At 37.6% G+C, this 18,643-nt stretch carries 23 protein-coding genes and 1 pseudogene; 7 read left to right on the top strand and 17 right to left on the bottom strand.

The window, feature by feature from the left end:
• Positions 1 to 38: 38 nt before the first annotated feature.
• Complete coding sequence (locus ACRX5O_RS13795) at positions 39 to 1,418, bottom strand: PhoH family protein (RefSeq protein WP_391558272.1); 1,380 nt, start codon at positions 1,416 to 1,418, stop codon at positions 39 to 41.
• Positions 1,419 to 1,538: 120 nt separating this feature from the next.
• Between ACRX5O_RS13795 and ACRX5O_RS13790 the strand changes: the two genes are divergently transcribed.
• The gene (locus tag ACRX5O_RS13790) at positions 1,539 to 2,138 is read left to right on the top strand and encodes a YhcN/YlaJ family sporulation lipoprotein (RefSeq protein ID WP_433906473.1); all 600 of its coding nucleotides are present in this window, start codon (positions 1,539 to 1,541) and stop codon (positions 2,136 to 2,138) included.
• A gap of 25 nt (positions 2,139 to 2,163) precedes the next feature.
• On the opposite strand, the gene ACRX5O_RS13785 is transcribed toward ACRX5O_RS13790, so the two are convergent.
• Positions 2,164 to 2,619 (bottom strand): pyridoxamine 5'-phosphate oxidase family protein, encoded by a 456-nt coding sequence (locus ACRX5O_RS13785; protein ID WP_119707402.1) that lies wholly within the window; start codon positions 2,617 to 2,619, stop codon positions 2,164 to 2,166.
• Between the two features lie 144 nt (positions 2,620 to 2,763).
• Here ACRX5O_RS13785 and ACRX5O_RS13780 point away from each other — a divergent pair, with 144 nt between their 5' ends.
• On the top strand, positions 2,764 to 2,964 hold the full coding sequence (locus ACRX5O_RS13780; RefSeq protein ID WP_119707401.1) for a YlaI family protein: 201 nt from the start codon (positions 2,764 to 2,766) through the stop codon (positions 2,962 to 2,964).
• 58 nt (positions 2,965 to 3,022) lie between these two features.
• On the opposite strand, the gene ACRX5O_RS13775 is transcribed toward ACRX5O_RS13780, so the two are convergent.
• From ACRX5O_RS13775 to typA, 3 genes are read right to left on the bottom strand one after another with little or no spacing between them, the layout of a single operon-like run.
• Positions 3,023 to 3,310 carry a hypothetical protein gene (locus tag ACRX5O_RS13775; protein ID WP_433906472.1) on the bottom strand — a complete coding sequence of 96 codons (288 nt, stop codon included), beginning with the start codon at positions 3,308 to 3,310 and terminating at the stop codon, positions 3,023 to 3,025.
• A 4-nt stretch (positions 3,311 to 3,314) separates the two neighbouring features.
• Positions 3,315 to 3,635, bottom strand: coding sequence for a YlaH-like family protein (locus ACRX5O_RS13770; protein ID WP_433906471.1), 321 nt, complete (start codon positions 3,633 to 3,635; stop codon positions 3,315 to 3,317).
• 22 nt (positions 3,636 to 3,657) lie between these two features.
• Entirely contained in the window at positions 3,658 to 5,496 is a 1,839-nt protein-coding gene (gene typA, locus ACRX5O_RS13765; RefSeq protein ID WP_433906470.1) for a translational GTPase TypA, read from the bottom strand.
• A gap of 181 nt (positions 5,497 to 5,677) precedes the next feature.
• Here typA and ACRX5O_RS13760 point away from each other — a divergent pair, with 181 nt between their 5' ends.
• Complete coding sequence (locus tag ACRX5O_RS13760) at positions 5,678 to 5,863, top strand: YlaF family protein (protein WP_119707397.1); 186 nt, start codon at positions 5,678 to 5,680, stop codon at positions 5,861 to 5,863.
• A gap of 26 nt (positions 5,864 to 5,889) precedes the next feature.
• On the opposite strand, the gene ACRX5O_RS13755 is transcribed toward ACRX5O_RS13760, so the two are convergent.
• The 3 genes from ACRX5O_RS13755 to ACRX5O_RS13745 form a co-directional block, all read right to left on the bottom strand.
• Positions 5,890 to 6,354, bottom strand: coding sequence for a GNAT family N-acetyltransferase (locus ACRX5O_RS13755; protein ID WP_433906469.1), 465 nt, complete (start codon positions 6,352 to 6,354; stop codon positions 5,890 to 5,892).
• On the bottom strand, positions 6,341 to 7,138 hold the full coding sequence (locus ACRX5O_RS13750) for an inositol monophosphatase family protein (protein WP_433906468.1): 798 nt from the start codon (positions 7,136 to 7,138) through the stop codon (positions 6,341 to 6,343). Before ACRX5O_RS13750 ends, ACRX5O_RS13755 begins: the two co-directional genes overlap by 14 nt.
• Positions 7,139 to 7,321: 183 nt before the next feature.
• Positions 7,322 to 7,516 carry a YkzI domain-containing protein gene (locus ACRX5O_RS13745; RefSeq protein WP_066059919.1) on the bottom strand — a complete coding sequence of 65 codons (195 nt, stop codon included), beginning with the start codon at positions 7,514 to 7,516 and terminating at the stop codon, positions 7,322 to 7,324.
• A gap of 198 nt (positions 7,517 to 7,714) precedes the next feature.
• On the opposite strand from ACRX5O_RS13745, the gene ACRX5O_RS13740 reads away from it, so the two are divergent.
• Positions 7,715 to 8,335, top strand: a complete 621-nt coding sequence (locus tag ACRX5O_RS13740) for a DUF1054 domain-containing protein (RefSeq protein ID WP_433906467.1) — start codon at positions 7,715 to 7,717, stop codon at positions 8,333 to 8,335.
• Between the two features lie 81 nt (positions 8,336 to 8,416).
• On the opposite strand, the gene ACRX5O_RS13735 is transcribed toward ACRX5O_RS13740, so the two are convergent.
• Entirely contained in the window at positions 8,417 to 8,686 is a 270-nt protein-coding gene (locus ACRX5O_RS13735) for a UPF0223 family protein (RefSeq protein ID WP_433906466.1), read from the bottom strand.
• Between the two features lie 186 nt (positions 8,687 to 8,872).
• On the opposite strand from ACRX5O_RS13735, the gene ACRX5O_RS13730 reads away from it, so the two are divergent.
• Positions 8,873 to 10,342 carry an aminotransferase class I/II-fold pyridoxal phosphate-dependent enzyme gene (locus ACRX5O_RS13730; RefSeq protein ID WP_433906465.1) on the top strand — a complete coding sequence of 490 codons (1,470 nt, stop codon included), beginning with the start codon at positions 8,873 to 8,875 and terminating at the stop codon, positions 10,340 to 10,342.
• Between the two features lie 72 nt (positions 10,343 to 10,414).
• On the opposite strand, the gene ACRX5O_RS13725 is transcribed toward ACRX5O_RS13730, so the two are convergent.
• Together ACRX5O_RS13725 and ACRX5O_RS13720 are read right to left on the bottom strand one after the other, a co-directional pair.
• Positions 10,415 to 10,543: a GapA-binding peptide SR1P gene (locus ACRX5O_RS13725; protein WP_433906464.1), complete on the bottom strand. Its 129-nt coding sequence runs from the start codon at positions 10,541 to 10,543 to the stop codon at positions 10,415 to 10,417.
• A 181-nt stretch (positions 10,544 to 10,724) separates the two neighbouring features.
• The gene (locus ACRX5O_RS13720) at positions 10,725 to 11,024 is read right to left on the bottom strand and encodes a DUF3055 domain-containing protein (protein ID WP_119707390.1); all 300 of its coding nucleotides are present in this window, start codon (positions 11,022 to 11,024) and stop codon (positions 10,725 to 10,727) included.
• Between the two features lie 175 nt (positions 11,025 to 11,199).
• On the opposite strand from ACRX5O_RS13720, the gene ACRX5O_RS13715 reads away from it, so the two are divergent.
• On the top strand, positions 11,200 to 11,634 hold the full coding sequence (locus ACRX5O_RS13715; protein WP_433906463.1) for a DUF1885 family protein: 435 nt from the start codon (positions 11,200 to 11,202) through the stop codon (positions 11,632 to 11,634).
• A 213-nt stretch (positions 11,635 to 11,847) separates the two neighbouring features.
• Here the strand turns inward: ACRX5O_RS13715 and ACRX5O_RS13710 are convergent.
• Together ACRX5O_RS13710 and ACRX5O_RS13705 are read right to left on the bottom strand one after the other, a co-directional pair.
• Positions 11,848 to 12,141 (bottom strand): annotated as a pseudogene (locus ACRX5O_RS13710) (IS5/IS1182 family transposase); the annotation flags it as partial.
• 333 nt (positions 12,142 to 12,474) lie between these two features.
• Positions 12,475 to 12,717: a hypothetical protein gene (locus tag ACRX5O_RS13705; RefSeq protein ID WP_119707388.1), complete on the bottom strand. Its 243-nt coding sequence runs from the start codon at positions 12,715 to 12,717 to the stop codon at positions 12,475 to 12,477.
• A gap of 172 nt (positions 12,718 to 12,889) precedes the next feature.
• On the opposite strand from ACRX5O_RS13705, the gene ACRX5O_RS13700 reads away from it, so the two are divergent.
• Positions 12,890 to 13,267 (top strand): small peptidoglycan-associated lipoprotein, encoded by a 378-nt coding sequence (locus ACRX5O_RS13700; RefSeq protein ID WP_433906462.1) that lies wholly within the window; start codon positions 12,890 to 12,892, stop codon positions 13,265 to 13,267.
• 32 nt (positions 13,268 to 13,299) lie between these two features.
• On the opposite strand, the gene lpdA is transcribed toward ACRX5O_RS13700, so the two are convergent.
• The 4 genes from lpdA to pdhA form a co-directional block, all read right to left on the bottom strand.
• Positions 13,300 to 14,709 carry a dihydrolipoyl dehydrogenase gene (gene lpdA / locus ACRX5O_RS13695; protein WP_433906461.1) on the bottom strand — a complete coding sequence of 470 codons (1,410 nt, stop codon included), beginning with the start codon at positions 14,707 to 14,709 and terminating at the stop codon, positions 13,300 to 13,302.
• Positions 14,710 to 14,713: 4 nt separating this feature from the next.
• The gene (locus tag ACRX5O_RS13690; protein ID WP_433906460.1) at positions 14,714 to 16,027 is read right to left on the bottom strand and encodes a dihydrolipoamide acetyltransferase family protein; all 1,314 of its coding nucleotides are present in this window, start codon (positions 16,025 to 16,027) and stop codon (positions 14,714 to 14,716) included.
• A gap of 92 nt (positions 16,028 to 16,119) precedes the next feature.
• Positions 16,120 to 17,097: an alpha-ketoacid dehydrogenase subunit beta gene (locus ACRX5O_RS13685; RefSeq protein ID WP_119707384.1), complete on the bottom strand. Its 978-nt coding sequence runs from the start codon at positions 17,095 to 17,097 to the stop codon at positions 16,120 to 16,122.
• 3 nt (positions 17,098 to 17,100) lie between these two features.
• A complete protein-coding gene (gene pdhA, locus ACRX5O_RS13680; RefSeq protein ID WP_391558411.1) occupies positions 17,101 to 18,216 on the bottom strand; it encodes a pyruvate dehydrogenase (acetyl-transferring) E1 component subunit alpha in 1,116 nt (371 codons plus the stop codon).
• Positions 18,217 to 18,643: the final 427 nt, after the last annotated feature.

The following is an 18,643-nucleotide window of genomic DNA, read 5'->3' as shown; positions in this document are numbered from 1 at the left end:
ATGCTTGTGCCATTTAAGGGTAAAAAAAATCACTTTACTTATAAAAGATCAGCTGCTAATTGTGCAAGACCAGATCTCTCTCCCTTAAATAACTTCACATGGCCGGATATCGATTGGTCCTTAAACCTCTCGACTACATATGTAAGGCCATTGTTATACGCATCAAGATACGGATGGTCAATTTGCTCAGGGTCACCCATCAGCACAATTTTACTTTTTTCTCCAACTCTCGTAAGAATGGTCTTTACTTCATGTTTTGTTAAATTTTGAGCTTCATCAATAATAATGAACTGTTCAGGTATACTTCTTCCCCTTATATAAGTAAGAGCCTCTACTTCAATCGACCCCATGCCCGCCAGGATTGCATCAAGCTCCCCAGGCTTTTTCACATTAAATAGATATTCTAAATTGTCATAGATTGGCTGCATCCACGGCCGTAGCTTTTCTTCCTTTTCACCAGGTAAAAATCCAAGATCCTTCCCTACAGGAACAATTGGTCTAGCCACTAATAACTTCTTATATTCCCCGAAATCTTCCGTTTGCATTAACCCTGCAGCAAGAGCCAGAAGTGTCTTCCCTGTTCCCGCCTTACCGATTAAAGTCACAAGCGGAAGGTCTTTTCTTAAAAGCAACTCAATCGCCATAGTCTGCTGAACATTTCTTGAGCGAATTCCCCATATATGATCGTGATCGAACACTAACTTTTTAATCTTTTGTCTCTTTGAATCGACCATACCAAGTGCGGATTGAGAAGATCCCATTGCATCCTTAAGCACTAAGAACTGATTTGGATAAAAAGAATACGTAGAAAATAATGATATTGGAATTTCTCCCTTTTCGTAAAACTGATTTAAAACATCAACGGCTACAAATAACTCTGCATAGCCAGTATAAATGGCATCATTTTCTATGACTCGATCACTTAAAAAATCCTCTGAATTCAAACCGATTGCATCAGCCTTCACTCGAACTAATGCATCTTTACTTACCAAGATCACTAAGCGGCCGTTTTCTTTTGTTTCTTCTTCTAAAGATAGATTTTTGGCTACAGCAAGTATTCTGTTATCATTTGTTTTCTCAACAAAAATATCCTGGAGCTGATGAAAGGATCGATGATTCAACTCAATTCTCATCACTCCACCATTTTCAAGTGGAATTTTTTCATGTAATTTTCCAGTTTGTCTTAAATTATCAATGAGCCTTGATACTTGTCTTGCGTTTCTTCCAATTTCATCCATATATCTTTTTTTCGAATCCACTTCCTCTAGTACTACGGCTGGTATTACCACCTCATTGTCCTCAAAGGAAAAGATGGAATATGGGTCTTGTAACAAGACATTGGTATCTAATACGTAAATTTTACTCAAACTGATGCCTCCTGCTCCTCTTAATTCTATAGTAATTTGAATTAACCACATGTCCTTGCCAAAATTTCTGCTTAAGAAAAGAGCTTTGGTAAACTATATGTTTTCTTGTATAAAGATAGAAGAATTTTTGCACAATAAACGGTAACCAAACATTATTCGGAGGTGGACTTTATGAAGAAAACCCTTGCTATACTAGCATGCTGCTTGTTTCTTTCCGCGTGCGGAAGTCAGGATAATACGACATCTAAAGCAAACCAGAACGAAGAACCGCGTACCATAAATGTCAAAAATAGTACCATACCTAATATTGACCGTGAAACTGGTCAAGAGGTTTCAAAACACCTGGTTGATCTTGCGACTTCCATTCCAAGTGTGAATGATGCGACTGCTGTTGTTTTAGGAAGATATGCGATTATTGGTATTGATGTGAATGAAGACATTGACAGATCTCAAGTAGGATCGATTAAATATACAGTTGCTGAAAGTTTGAAGAATGATCCACATGGTGCAAGAGCAGTGGTTATCGCGGATCCAGATATGACTGCGCGATTAAGAGAGATTCAAGAAGACATACAAAGTGGTGAGCCTATTCAAGGCATTGTAAATGAATTAGCTGATATATCCGGACGTTTAATGCCAGAGGTTCCAGCAGATATTGTCGATCCAAATGCTAATAAAGCAACCGAAAAATCAAAACGCAAGCTGAATGAAGAAGAAACAAAAGAGTTAGATAAAGCACAAGAGAAAGAGTCACAAGGTTATAAGGATTAAAAAATAACAAAAGCTTAGCCCAAGGCTAAGCTTTTCTCATTGCATCCATTACTTGATTATCAAGACGTGTTGCTGCCGCTTTATCATATGTTTTATCGTATTCTGGCTCAACAGTTATCTTTGAACCATAGAACATAACGTCACGCACTTCTTTAATGGAAATTTCTATTAAAGCAAGCTTTAGTGGTACATCATTTATTTTTTCCATCTTAACACTTGCTTCTCCACTAATTGAATAGGTTGATTCATTCACAATTAAGTTTACAACGACCTGATTGTTTTTTTGAATGTTTTGCACAATTCTCGAGCGATTATCAACAGCAAAATAGATTTTTTCATCTGTCTTTGCTAAAATCCAAGAGATGGCACTTACATTCGGACCCCCTGTTTCAAAGTCTACTGTTGAAAGAGTTACAAAACGCTCTTTTTGCAAGGCATCAAACAGCGGCTGAATTAATTTTTGTTCAACTTGGTTAGGCATACCATTCCCTCCTTATATTTCTATCTTATAACTACTTAATGGTAGTTTCAACCTTGAAACCTATTTTGTACCGCTGGTCCTATCCATATAGAAAATTTTACTATACAATACAGAAAGAAGATAAATATTTTGAGGTGTACGATTATGAGAGTAAAATGTGTAATTTGCGATAAAATTGAATCTTTACCAGGTGACTCCTTTCAAGCAAAACGACTTCGAAATCGTCCGATACATACCTTCATGTGTAAAGAATGTGAAGAAAGAATTGCTACTCGCACAAAAGAAAGAATTGCAACCGGAAACTTTAGGCTATATAAACCGAAGGATGAAGAGGATGACTGGTAAACGAAAAACTGGACATCACGAAAAAATCCGCCCCGTTTTTAGTAACGGAGCGGATTTTTTATTCTGGATAATTTGCGTATCTTTCTGGTGACTCATTGATCTGGTTTAGCATGACTTCAATGAGCTCTCTTGGGAAGCGGTTTGACTTTCTCTCCCCATCTATATCGTAATGAACGTAATACATAACTGCATCAGTGGTAACCTCAATATTTTGTATACCTTGATCTTCAACAAGCATATCATAAAACATTTTCTCTGTATCCGCTGCAGCAGTATCGTCCGGACGTTCATCAACTACGACTTTAATCGTTAGCCAGTTATAGAGTGTATCTTGTAATGATTTCATTTGATTACTCCTCTACATCCACTTGAGTATGCTTCTTCTCTTGATGAAGGCGGATTTTATATATGATGAGAATGAGCGCCGCTACAGCTAATCCCTCCACAATTGGAAGGCCGTAGGAGAAAATCAACAAAACAAAGCAGCCTAAAACTAAACAAGTGTAAATGACAACATTTTTTAAAATGGACAGCTTCTTTGCAAAACCTAATTTGTAAACAATTACTGTCAAAATAATTAATGTCACAAACTGAAGCCATGTACCCGTTTTTACATCGGTTAGTTCGATAAAAAATCTAAGACTAGGTGAAAACCCTTGTAGTCCTTCCACGCTACCCCTCTCCTTTAATAGCTTAGCTCATTTCCGCCATTTTTTTCTTTTTAGCGATTCTTTCTCTCTCGTTCTTATCAAGAATCTTTTTGCGGAGACGAATTGATTCAGGAGTTACTTCACAATACTCGTCTTCATTTAGGTATTCAAGTGATTCCTCAAGTGTCATAATTCTTGGCTTTTTCATTGTTGTTGTTTGATCTTTATTAGCAGAACGAATATTTGTCGCTTGCTTTACCTTCGTGATATTAACCGTAATGTCATTTTCACGAGTATGCTCGCCAACAATCATTCCTTCATAAATTTCAGTACCTGGCTCAACAAAAATTGTTCCACGGTCTTCAACGCCCATAATACCATAAGAAGAAGCTTTACCTGATTCCATTGAAACAAGTACCCCTTGGCGTCTTCCACCGACTTGACCTTGTGCCATCGGTTGGTAGCTGTCAAAGCTGTGATTGATGATACCGTAACCACGAGTTAATGTTAAGAATTCAGTTGTATAACCGATTAATCCTCTAGCAGGAACCATGAATATTAAACGCACTTGTCCACTACCATTATTAACCATATCAACCATTTCACCTTTACGAGCACCCATTGATTCCATAATCGCACCAGTATGCTCCTCAGGTACGTCAATTTGAACACGTTCTACAGGCTCACAACGGACTCCATCAATGTCTCTTACGATAACCTCAGGCTTTGATACTTGAAGCTCATAGCCTTCACGACGCATGTTCTCGATAAGAATAGAAAGGTGAAGCTCCCCACGTCCAGAAACAACCCATGCATCAGGTGAATCTGTGTTGTCTACACGTAAGCTCACGTCTGTTTGAAGTTGAGCACGAAGTCTTTCTTCAATTTTACGAGCAGTTACGAATTTCCCTTCTTTTCCAGCAAATGGACTATTATTAACAAGGAAAGTCATTTGAAGTGTTGGCTCGTCAATTCGTAACACAGGAAGTGGCTCTTGGTGCTCTACTGGACATACCGTTTCCCCAACGTTTATATCTTCCATACCAGAAACAGCGATCAGGTCTCCTGCGAAAGCTTCTTGGATTTCCTGACGCTTTAGTCCGAAGAAACCAAAGATTTTTGTTACGCGGAATTGCTTTACTGAACCATCAAGCTTCATAAGGGCTACCTGTTGTCCAACCTTCATCGTCCCACGGAACACACGGCCGATACCAATTCTTCCAACATAGTCATTGTAATCTAATAGTGCTACCTGGAATTGAAGAGGTTCCTCACGGTTGTCAACTGGAGCAGGAATATTTTCAACAATTGCCTCATATAAAGATTCCATGTTCTCATCCTGCTTATCAGGAGTCACACTTGCTGTTCCATTAATTGCTGAAGCGTAAATAACAGGGAATTCTAATTGTTCTTCTGAAGCTTCTAATTCAATAAATAAATCAATTACTTCGTCAATAACTTCAGCTGGTCGAGCGAAATCACGGTCAATCTTGTTAACAACTACAATTGGTGTAAGATTTTGCTCTAATGCTTTTTTCAATACAAAGCGTGTTTGTGGCATACAGCCTTCGTAAGCATCAACGACAAGTAGTACACCATCAACCATTTTCATGATACGTTCTACTTCTCCACCAAAGTCAGCGTGTCCTGGTGTATCAAGGATATTGATTCGAGTATCTTTATATTGGATTGCTGTATTTTTAGCAAGGATCGTAATACCACGTTCTCTTTCTAAATCATTCGAATCCATCGCACGCTCTTCCACGTGCTCATTTGTACGGAACGTTCCTGATTGTTTTAATAATTGGTCAACCAGTGTTGTTTTCCCATGGTCAACGTGGGCAATAATCGCAATATTTCTAATGTCTGTTCTTAAGTTCAACATGTTCACTCCTACTTTTTATATAAACTTTTATTTAGCTTTTTTAGTCATAACTGAAACATTATATCATATTCGAAGTGGAAACCTAGTAATATTTTGTGTAAAATAATGAATGGAGCGTATACATTTTATTTTTCACAAAACAAATACATTCTAATACCTCGCTCAAGGAGGTTTTATCTTGAAATCGATTAAGTGGCCATTATTATTTTTTGCTTTTGCTTCAGCAGCCTGTATGATGGGAACAGGAATAGCTATTAGTTATCGTAGTATAGGGGGTATCCTTGCTTCGTTAGCTGCACTTGTGATCGTAATGGGATTTGGATTTACGACTAAGAAAAAAATGCGAGAACAAGGAAAACTTTAAAAGGGTTGGCATTTGCCAACCCTTTTTTATTGCAACGGAGAAACCATGATTAAAAACATTTGATTTTGTTCATCTTTTTCAACCTTAAACTGTTCAAAATAACAGTCTGATAAAAATCGAATCCACATATCAGTTTCAACTGGTACTCCAGCAAAAATCGCCTTATGTCCTTTTTCTCGCAATTCCTCTTTTAAATGTTGTATTACCCTTATACCTAAACCTTGCCTTCGCACGTTTGGGTTTATTATTACCGTACCAATCCAAGGCTTATTGTTAGATGGCGCAAACTCCAAATGATAAGTGATCGCCACATCTCTTTCATCTTTCTGCCACACTCTCCATTCTCCATAAAGATATTTGTTCATATATTCTTTAGCTGTCAAATGTTCCATTTCAATCGATTTCCATAGGGAATCAAACTTTGTAAAAGCGTGTAATAATGCACCATCCGATTCAAGCATTTTTCGGTAATGAATGTTACCAGTTTCCATTTTGTAAAAAATCCTTTAGCACTGCTTCATGAAAACTGGCATTCGCAATAAACACAGAATTTTCTCCGAGCAAATTAAGCTTCTCTCCCTTTAAAGTTGTACACTTTCCTCCAACCTCTTCCACTAATATAATTCCTGCTGCAAAATCCCATGGAGATAACCGAAGAGTTATATATGAATCCAGTCTCCCAGCAGCCACATAAGCCATCTCTAGCGCTGCTGAACCGTATGATCTCGTTCCTCTCACCGCTTTGAGAAGTGGAGACAGAATACTGCTATCAATTCTTCGGTTCTGAGTGACCCACGTACTATTTATCCCGATGACTGCCTCCTCTACCTTCACAGGTGAAAGGGGAGAAAGTGGTTTATCATTTATGTACACACCTTCCCCCTTCTTAGCATGATACAATTCGTCATGGACAACATCATAAATGAGGCCGATCATACCAACACCATCTTCATAAATACCAACCGATATAGCAAAGTTTCTTTGTTGATGAATAAAATTCATCGTACCATCAATAGGATCAATGATCCAAACTACTCCAGACAGTTCTTTAGGATTACTCCCTACTCCCTCTTCTCCTAATACGCGATGGTCTGGAAAATGGCTTTTTAGCTTATGTATGAAATATTCTTCAATCTCCTTATCCATATTCGTAACGAGATCATTGGCATGTGATTTGGTTTCAATGTTTAATACTTTAGAGAACGATTTTTTAATGAGTTCACCAGCTTCTTTAACCAATTGTTTTGCAAATATGTCCACTGCATTAATATCCATATATATCATCTCTTTCCTATGTAAATATCTTTATTCTTATAGAGTAAAACAATTACAATCAACAAACAACTGATACGAATGTGGGAAATAAAATAGGCGATCATAAGTATGCACTTAATGTTCGCCTTTATGATTCCCTTTGTATTTTTTTAAAATCCATCCATCTATACCGTCCTTACAAAATTACAATGCCTTTAACTTTACCAGTTCCATTCTGATTCTTTCTAGTTTTTCTTTCACTTGTGTTTTCTTCTTTTCATTTTTCTCCGTCATAGCTTCAAATAATGTAGCAAGTTCATAATCCATTTCCAAACGTAGAACAGCCGTTCTTTCTCTTTCTGCGTTATTCTTTTTCGCTGAGCCAATCAGCTGTTTCATAGTAATACACCCCTTTTTATAATGATAATTTTCAGATAATTTTTACTATTATAATATGAACAAAATCCTTTTGATGCAACTAATTTGCGCTTTTGCCTAACAATTTTTATTTTTCATACAAAAGTCAACATATTTCTCGTTCTTTCTACCATATGCTACAATTATCTACAGAGAGATTTATTTATGGGAGGAAAAACAATGCAATTTACTGGATTTACTGAAGAGGACTTTGAAGTTTTTACAATAGATGGTTTGGATGCAAGAATGGATGCTTTAAAAACAACAATTAGACCAAAACTTGAAGCACTTGGAGAACATTTTTCTCCTACTTTATCGGCTTTAACTGCAAATGAAATGTTCCCTCATGTAGCAAAGCATGCAAGGAGAACGATTAATCCTCCTAAAGATACGTGGGTAGCCTTTTCAAGTAGTTCAAGAGGATATAAAATGCTTCCACATTTTCAAATTGGTCTTTGGGAATCTCATGTTTTTGTTTGGTTTGCCATGATTTATGAAGCGCCACATAAAGCTGATTTCGGAAAGACATTAGAGAAAAAACTATCTTCCATTTACAAAAATACACCAAAGCATTTCGTTTGGTCTGAGGACCATATGAAGCCAGGTGCTACAACACATCAGCAACTTAAAAAAGAAGACCTCCGACTTATGTTCGAGCGATTACAAACGGTAAAAAAGGCAGAAATATTATGTGGTATCCATATAGAGAAAAAAGATGCGATTAACATGTCTGCTAACGATTTCCTAAAAGAAGTTGAAGATGTCTTTAAGACATTATTACCCCTGTATAAATTAGCGTAAACAGTTTTCAGAAAAAATGGGCAAGTTTTATTAAAAAGGGAGCCACGAATGAGATGATCTCTTCCCGATGGCTCCCTTTGCTTATTTCATTTTTATTTTTTCTAAATTACCTTCTTTTGCTTTTTTTACAGTTAAGTACGTGGAATATCCACTGGACTCGGCAAATTCATCACATATCTTTTTTTCTTCTGATTTACTCGGAACAATTTCCTTGAATCTACGGTACGATTTCATAAATTCGTCACGACTTACTCCTTTTTCATAAGCAGCCTCAACGAACTCAAAAAACTTAATGACATCGATAATTTCATCAGTTGACCATGTATGGTCAATCGGGTATTGATATTCCAAAATACATTCACTCCGTTACATTTAATTTCTCTTAAAGTGTACCCTAAAAATAAGTTACATAGCAATCTGACATAATAATGAAATAGGAATAGGTTTTTCTATGCAACGAAAGTGAATAATGCTATAATTTCACTTGTTTTATGGGTGATATAACCTAACTATTAATTAAAGAGGTGTGGAAATACGTTGTCTCAATACGAAACACCGTTATTTAGCGGACTTATAGAGCATGCAAAAAAGGATCCAGTTCAATTCCATATTCCTGGTCATAAAAAAGGAACAGGGATTGATCCGGAATTTAGAAATTTTATAGGTGATAATGCGTTGTCAATTGACCTGATTAATATTGGTCCACTAGACGACCTTCATCAACCAAAAGGAATGATTAAGCAAGCACAGGACCTCGCTGCTGAGGCTTTTGATGCGGATCAAACATTCTTCTCCGTTCAAGGTACAAGCGGAGCTATTATGACAATGGTCATGACGGTTTGTGGACCTGGAGATAAAATTATTGTACCTAGAAACGTTCATAAATCAGTTATGTCAGCGATTGTTTTCTCTGGTGCAACACCAATTTTTATCCATCCAGCCATTGATGAGAAGTTAGGGATCTCACATGGTATTACGACAGATTCGGTTGCACGTGCACTAGAACAGCATCCCGATGCTAAAGGTGTTTTGGTTATTAACCCAACATACTTTGGAATGTCTGCAGATCTAAGGAAAATTGTTGAAATTGCTCATTCTTACAATGTACCAGTCCTAGTGGATGAAGCCCATGGGGTACATATCCACTTCCATGATGACCTTCCTTTATCAGCTATGCAGGCTGGTGCAGATATGGCTGCGACGAGTGTCCATAAGCTCGGAGGCTCCATGACACAGAGCTCAATTCTAAATATTAAAGGAAATCTTATTAATCCAAAACGCGTGCAATCCATATTAAGTATGCTGACGACCACTTCAACTTCCTACTTATTGCTAGCATCCCTAGACGTAGCACGTAAAAGACTTGCTACCGAAGGCAAAGAGTTGATCAGTCAAACAATTGAGTTGGCTCAATATATTCGTCGAGAAGTAAATACGACCCAGCATCTTCTTTGCGTTGGAGAAGAAATCCTTCAATTGGATGCGGTGTATGATTACGACCCTACAAAGCTAATTATTTCTGTTAAAGAGCTCGGGTTATCTGGATTTGATGTTGAAAAATGGCTTCGTGAAAACCACAATATAGAAGTGGAAATGTCTGACTTATACAATATTCTCTGTATCATAACACCAGGTGACACCAAAAGAGAAGCAGATTTTTTGATAAATGCATTAAGAGAGCTGGCATCTCAACCAATTAAGAATAATGATATGGTTAAAGCAGAAGTACTATTACCAGATATACCGTTATTAGCATTGACACCACGTGATGCTTTTTACGCAAAAACAGAGCTTGTGCCTTTTGATGAATCGGAAGGAAGAATTATCGCCGAATTCATCATGGTCTACCCACCTGGTATTCCGATTTTTATTCCAGGAGAGATCATAACCGAGGATAACTTAACATATATCCGAAAAAATATGGAAGTCGGTCTTCCTGTACAAGGTCCAGAAGATTTTGACCTACGATATTTACGAGTAATTAAGGAACAGAAGGCTATAAAATAAGAAAAGAGAGCGTGGGATATCCCCTCGCTCTTTATTTACAATCACATATTCATATGTGTTATTACATATAATTTACTTCTCTTCTTCCCCATGAGTTTGACAGCAATCTCTACAATGTGACTTCGCATAAAGAACGGTAACTTTTTCATCCTCAAAATGATCAATCGTTGAATTACAAGCTTGACATACGATAGTTCCCATTTTCCCATTCCCCTTTATTCGTATTTAATCACAAGTATTGAAAACGCTTTAATATCCTTATATCCATAATAATATAACACTATTAATTTATCAACCTTAAATTGTATAACACATTAAAATTTTATGTTTAATATATAAACAAAAAAAATTACAGACCTATTTGGTCTGTACAAAGTCCATTTTATTCATATTGTGTTTGAAAAGGTGTTTCTGGTAAAGCTTCTGAAAAGAATTCAACTAAATCTTTCGCTTGTTGGAGATCTTTTATTCTAAATGCTGACTGAATGTATTCGATATCATCGAGGTCTTTAGGGTCGAGGAGTGTTGAGCGGCCAGTTTGCATACAAATTACGAGAGGCTTACCAAAAAACATATCTGTGTAAACAATTCCAAAGTCATAGCGCGTTTGTTCTGTAGCAAAACCGACAAATCGAACTCTGACCTTTTCGTGCTCATCATATAGCTTGTCAAAAAAATCCATTATTGCCACCTCCTATATTTTCTTAATATTTAGAATTTTATTATATCTTACAGACCCAAAGAAAAGCAACCACAACTTAACATGATATCTTGTTGTACTTTAATTTTATACAATGCTAGAATGAAGATGAGCAAAGAAATATGTATATTTTCGTACAAATAATGGGGGGATTATGGTGGCTACTAACGCATACATAAAGCTCGTGCCAGCATCAATAAAAGAAAACGTTACCACAGATGAAATAAAGGAGCTTTTTCACTATTATAAGGACATAACTTCAAAGACGGGAAAGCAACTTGATTGGCAGTACGAGGCATCAGCCTTCCCTTATGAAATAAAGGAAGAGCCATCAGGAAAAGGAACTTGGTTTTATTTGTATTCCAATCAGGACAGGTATCATGCAATTTTATTAGGGGTAGACCAAGAAACCATTGTAGATACGGATGGAAATGAGAACAAACAAACATATATTCAAGTTACACTCCCAGAATCGTCTACTTTTGGTGATAAAGGAAAAGCAAATGAGTTTTGTAAATTTGTAGCTAAAAAGCTTCAAGCAGAACTTCATTTGTTTAATGGTCGAATCATGTACTACTACCCAAGAAAATAAGAAATATTAAAGCAAGAGGCTAACCTATTAGCCACTTGCTTCAAATTGTCGACAAAAGGAAACGACTCTCGTTGCCTTTTGTCATTTTTTATATGGTGTGGTGGAAAAAGGCTGATTTCCGCTCCAGGTGCTTGCTTTCCGGGCGTTGAGCCTCCTCGTCGCGAAAGCTCCTGCGGGGTCTCACCTGTACCTGTCCCGCTGATCCCCCAGGAGTCAAGCACCTTCCGCTCCAATCAGCAGTTTAGCTGTTATAGATTGACTAGGAAACACTTGTACAATAAGCATTACTAGTTTTTGAGAAGCAACTTGCCAAGTCCAAGTTGCCAGTTTTTTTAATTTCATAGCAGCAAAAGTAAGCATCGCCTGCATGAACATTTTTAAACCTCGTAAGGTTGTTCATCCCATATCATATTTTCCCTTCGCATAAACAAAGACACGTTCAATTGTTTATTGGCTTTTGGAATATATTAGTCTAATTTCATACGTGTTACGCAGGTGCTCTGCCTCTTAAGGCAACAAGTGGTTGTAACAGTTAAATGTCATGGGTAACTTTTACATCCGTGTAAGCATGGATCGAATACCAAAACTGTCTGCTTCTTTCAATCTTTACATAGTAGCCACTTGCAGGGTTGTTGTACTTTAAAGTGTTGTTTGTATATTTTAAAGATGTAATAAGCTAATTTTAGTTGATTGGAGTGGAGGGTGGCAACTCCTGCGGGAAAAGCGGGACAGTCGAGACCCTGGACTGAACGCAGCGAGGGAAGCGGCTCGGCCCCGCCCGCGGAAAGCGTCCATCCGCAACGGAAATCCACTAACACTGTTTAACAATACTTTGTATCTTTAATAGATAAAAAATGTCATGGTCAAATGAAAAGAACTATAAAGCATTAAGCTAATCATTGTTACAATCATTGTCTTTTTAGGTGAACGAATAATATGGTTTCCAGTTGAAATAGCTAAATAGAAAAAGACAAAAAACATTAAGATATTATAGATTAGTTGATCATGCTTTGAAAGCCATTCAGTAAGAGTGTATCCACTCCATATCATTAATTGTATGATAATTACTATATAAACCTTCATACTGTTCACCACCGACTCTATTCTTCTATCCTCACTTGTCCTATTTTATTTTATGTTTAAACTTCTAATTCTATTTTTCATTTCTGTAACAAATAGATGACATCGAATAAAATTCCCCAACTCTATGGTAAAATATGTTCGAAAATTACAAAAAGAAAATGGAGGCGATATATTGAAAGGGTTATCTACGCTTATAGTGATTATGCTCTTACTGATTATCGTCTCCTGTGATCGTTCAAAATCTAATGATGTTTTACCCTTTGATAAAGATGTCAAACAACTAATTTTTCTTTCTGATGAATCCGAGTATCAATTTGAGGCAGCCTATTATGATGCGTTAATAGAATTAAAAAAGACTTATCCCGAGGCCGTTAAAAACATGAAGACGATTAATCCAAATCGTTCTGAAGAGTATCTTGACTTTTTTACCATAAAAGAAAATCCAGCCATTATCGTAGTTTATAATAATGAAATTGTAGCTACAGTGAACGGAGAAGAATCTGTAGAAGAAATTGTCCAGCCCATAGCAAAAGTTCTGGATGAAAAATAAGACCTGCATCCAAAAGGAAGCAGGTCTATTTGTTATTTTACAATATGAATTGGATTTCCAAGTGCAACTTCAGCAGCTTCCATCGTAATCTCACCTAATGTTGGATGAGCGTGGATCGTCATTGCTAAGTCTTCTGCTGTCATTCCTGCTTCAATAGCTAGGCCTAATTCAGCAATCATATCAGATGCGCTAGGTCCAGCGATTTGTGCTCCGATAACTAATCCATCTTCCTTACGAGTTACAAGCTTTAAGAAGCCTTCTGCAGCGTCTAATGCAAGTGCACGACCGTTTGCAGCGAATGGGAATTTAGCAGCAATTATATCGATTCCTTCATCTTTTGCTTGCTTTTCAGTATAACCTACTGAAGCTAACTCAGGATCAGAGAATACCACTGCAGGAATAGCTAAATAATCAATTTCAGATGTGTGTCCAGCAATCGCCTCAGCAGCAATTTTACCTTCGTATGATGCTTTATGAGCCAATGGAGGACCCTCTACCACATCACCGATCGCATAAATATTGCTTACGTTTGTACGACATTGCTTATCGATTTTTACGATTCCTCTTTCTCCTAGTTCAACACCAGCTTGCTCTAAACCTAGCTCGTCAGTGTTAGGACGACGACCAACCATTACGAACACATAGTCCGCTTCAACAGATTGCTCTTCTCCCTTTACTTCATAAGTGACTGTTACGCCAGTTTCTGTTTCTTGTACGCCCTTTGCAAGTGCCTTTGTAATGATTTCAGCACCCTTTTTCTTCAAGTTACGTTTTACAATAGCAGACATTTGCTTTTCGAAACCGTTTAGAATTTCGTCAGAGCCTTCTAAGATTGTAACCTTTGTACCGAAGTTAGCGTATGCACCACCAAGCTCAGTTCCGATATATCCTCCACCAATAACAACGATATGGTTAGGAATTTCATCTAATGCAAGTGCTCCCGTTGAATCAAGAACACGCTTCGTATATTTGAATTGTGTTAATTCAATTGGACGTGAACCAGTAGCGATAATTGCATTTTTGAACTTATATGTTTGTGCAGAGTTCTCATCCATCACACGTACAGTTGTGTTATCAACGAAGTAAGCTTCTCCACGAACGATTTCAACTTTATTACCTTTTAAAAGTCCTTCTACACCGCCAGTTAGCTTCTTAACAACTCCAGCTTTCCAAGCTTGAACTTTTGAGAAATCAACTTTTACGTTTTCAGCTGTAATTCCAATAGCATCAGAATGCTTTGCTGTTTCATAACGGTGACCAGCAGCAATCAATGCTTTTGAAGGAATACAACCAACATTTAAACAAACTCCACCAAGAGTTCCTTTTTCTACGATTGTTACTTTTTGTCCTAATTGTGCAGCACGAATAGCAGCTACATAACCACCAGGTCCAGCACCAACGACAAGTGTATCTGTTTCAATTGGGAAATCTCCAACTACCATTTTTTTACGCCTCCATTAACAATAGTTCTGGATCGTTCAACAAGCGCTTAATATGGTTAAGTGCGTGCTGAGCTGTTGCTCCATCAATCATACGATGGTCAAAGCTTAAAGATAATGCTAATACTGGTGCAGCAACAATCTCGCCATTTACAACGATTGCCTTTTCTGCAATACGACCAATTCCTAAAATTGCTACCTCAGGATGGTTAATTACAGGAGTAAACCATTGACCACCAGCAGAACCGATGTTAGTGATTGTGCAAGAAGCACCTTTCATTTCATCAGGAGCAAGCTTACCGTCACGTGCTTTTCCTGCCAGCTCATTAATATCATTTGAAATTGTGAAGATCGACTTACGATCTGCATCTTTTACTACAGGAACTAATAATCCCTTTTCAGTATCTGCAGCGATACCAATATTGTAGTAATGCTTGTGAACAATCTCGCTAGTAGCATCATCAATGGATGTGTTTAAAGCAGGGAATTCACGTAATGCACTTGTTAATGCTTTAACTACATAAGGTAAGAATGTTAATTTAATTCCTTTATTTGCTGCCACATCTTTATACTTCTTACGGTGTGCAACAAGTTTCGCTACATCAATTTCATCCATTAATGTAACGTGTGGAGCTGTATGTTTAGAGTTAACCATAGCTTTTGCGATTGCTTTACGAATTCCACTCATCTTCTCACGAGTTTCTGGATATTGACCTTGTGGAATTGGTATTGGTGCTGGTTTAGCTGTTTCTTGAGCCGTTTCAGTAGCAACTTCAGTAGCTGCTGCTGGTGCAGTTTCTACTGAAGCTGGAGCTGCACCACCATTTAAGAATGCTTCAATATCTTCTTTTAGTACGCGACCGTTCTTACCAGAACCAGCAACTAAAGTAATATTTACACCTTTTTCACGAGCATATTTTCTAACTGAAGGCATTGCAACCACACGACGATTAGGGTCAACAGAGGCTTGAGTTTCTGCTACACCGTTGTTAGTTGTGCTAGCTTCTGCAACAGGAGCTTGCTCTTCTTGTTTTGGTGCTTCCTCTTCGTGATCGTCACCTTTAAATTTAAGGTTTTCATATCCAGGAGCATCAAATGTAATAAGAACTTGACCTACTGTTGCAACTGTTCCTTCACCTACAAGAACTTCTTCAACTGTACCAGCAACTGGTGATGGAATTTCTACAACTGCTTTATCGTTTTGCACTTCACAAAGTACATCATCTTCTTGAACTTTATCGCCAGCTTTTACAAACCACTTAACGATTTCACCTTCATGGATACCTTCACCGATGTCAGGTAATTTAAATTGGAATGACATGTATTCACCCTCCTATAGATACGAGCTTATTCAGAACTTTTCAAATAAGGAAAGGGAAAATGGTGACCCATTCCCCTCTTTTATTAATAATTTTAGAAGCTTAAAACTTTCTTCGCTGTTTCAATTACATCTTTGTAGTTAGGTAACCATACTGTTTCCGCTTGAGAGAATGGGTACACAGTATCAGGACCTGCTACACGTAATACAGGAGCTTCTAAGCTAAGAATTGCACGATCGTTAATTTCAGCAACCACTTGAGCAGCAATTCCCGCTTGCTTCTGTGCTTCCTGAACAACAATTGCACGTCCAGTTTTCTCTACAGATGCTACGATAGCGTCAATATCTAATGGTGCAAGTGTACGTAAGTCAACTACTTCAACTGAGAAACCTTCTTTTTCAAGTTCTTCAGCAGCTTTTAGTGATTCGTGTACCATTGCTCCGTAAGTAATAATAGATAAGTCTTTACCTTCACGCTTCACATCAGCTTTTCCTAACGGAATTGTGTACTCCTCTTCAGGAACCTCTTGACGGAATGAACGGTATAGCTTCATATGTTCAAGGAAAATAACTGGATCGTTATCACGAATAGCTGATAATAATAAACCTTTTGCATCATAAGGAGTAGATGGAATAACAACTTTTAATCCTGGTTGTTGTGTCATTAAACCCTCTAAACTATCAGCATGCAGTTCAGGTGTATGAACGCCACCTCCAAATGGAGAACGGATCGTAACTGGAGAATTGTAACGTCCACCTGAACGATAACGCATACGAGCCATTTGACCAGAAATTGAGTCAATAACTTCATACACGAAACCGAAGAATTGGATTTCCATTACTGGACGGAAACCTTGTAAACCAAGACCGATTGCTAAACCACCGATTCCAGATTCAGCAAGTGGTGTATCGAATACGCGCTCTTCTCCGAATTCCTTTTGAAGACCCTCAGTTGCACGGAATACTCCTCCGTTATTTCCTACGTCTTCACCGAATAGTAACACGTTCGGATCATTGCGCAATTCAATACGTAACGCATCCGTGATTGCTTGAATCAATGTCATTTGCGCCATGGCTTACTTCGACTCCTTTTCTTTATAAATAGCGTATTGTTCTTCAAGGTTCTTAGGCATTTGCTCGTACATATTTTCCATTAGGTCTGTAACCTTCTGTTTAGGTGCCTCGTCTGCCTTTTTGATTGCTTCTTTAATATCTTCTTTTGCTCTTTCGATTACTTCGTTTTCTTTTTCTTCGTTCCAGATTCCTTTTTTCTCAAGGAACTTACGGAAGCGTACTAGTGGATCCTTTTTCTCCCACTCATTATCTAAATCAGAAGTACGATATCTTGTTGGATCGTCTCCTGCCATTGTGTGTGGACCGTAACGATATGTTAGCGTTTCGATAAGTGTTGGACCTTCACCGTTAATTGCTCTTTCACGAGCTTCTTTTACTGCAGAATAAACAGCAAGAGGATCCATACCGTCTACTTGAACTCCAGGGATACCAGCTGCTACTGCCTTTTGGGCAATTGTCTTTGCTGCTGATTGCTTTTCAACTGGTGTAGAAATAGCAAAGCGGTTATTTTGAACGACGAAGATAGCTGGCGCTTTGAATGCACCTGCAAAGTTGATTCCTTCATAGAAATCACCTTGAGAAGCTCCACCGTCACCTGTGTAAGTAATCGCAACAGATTTAGCTCCACGCTTTTTCATCCCTAAAGCTACTCCAGCAGCTTGGATGATTTGTGCACCGATAATGATTTGTGGAGAAATTACATTTACACCTTCTGGAATTTGATTTCCGTGGAAGTGTCCACGTGAGAATAAGAATGCTTGATATAATGGAAGTCCGTGCCAAATCATTTGAGGAACATCACGATAACCTGGAAGGATGAAATCTTCCTTTTCTAACGCAAATTGTGAAGCAAGTTGTGATGCTTCTTGCCCTGCAGTTGGAGCATAAAATCCTAAACGACCTTGTCTATTTAAAGAAATAGAACGCTGATCAAGAATTCTTGTGTACACCATGCGGCTCATTAATTCTTGTAGCTGCTCATCAGTTAGATCTGGCATTGCAGCTTCATTAACTACTTCCCCTTCTTCGTTTAACACTTGAATAGTTTGAAACTGCTCAGAGATTTGCTCGAGTTGCTTCGTTGCATCGAACCCTTGATTCTTCGTTTTAGAAGCCATCGGAGTCACCAATCCTTTCTTTGGTAGAAAAATAATAATAAAAGCTTAAAATACGCACAAAAATTAGGATACCCAAAATCAAATCTTCTTAGAAATAATCATCATTCAGATTTGACCTGTTTTAAACAGAGAGAAGCTATTATTTATTAAGTAGTTTCCCACAAATCTCGTTTAAAAAAACAGAAATTGTAGATTCAATGCTTATGATATTCTGTATCACTAAATTTTGCAACAAAATTGATACAATAAATTGATTCGTTTCTTAGTTTACATCATTAAAAATACCTGCGTCAAATATTAAATCTGTAAGTTTTTAAATATATTCATAGTAATTATTATTTTAATCATAATCCCTTTCTGTATCAATCGATAATCTCATCTGTACTATATAACATCTCCCTATTAAACATCCTGTTATAAATCAAAA

Source organism: Robertmurraya mesotrionivorans (assembly GCF_050971805.1).
Taxonomy (GTDB): Bacteria; Bacillota; Bacilli; order Bacillales; family Cytobacillaceae; genus Robertmurraya_A.
Note: the sequence above shows the minus strand (reverse complement) of the source record. Positions and strands in the feature narration are given on the sequence as shown.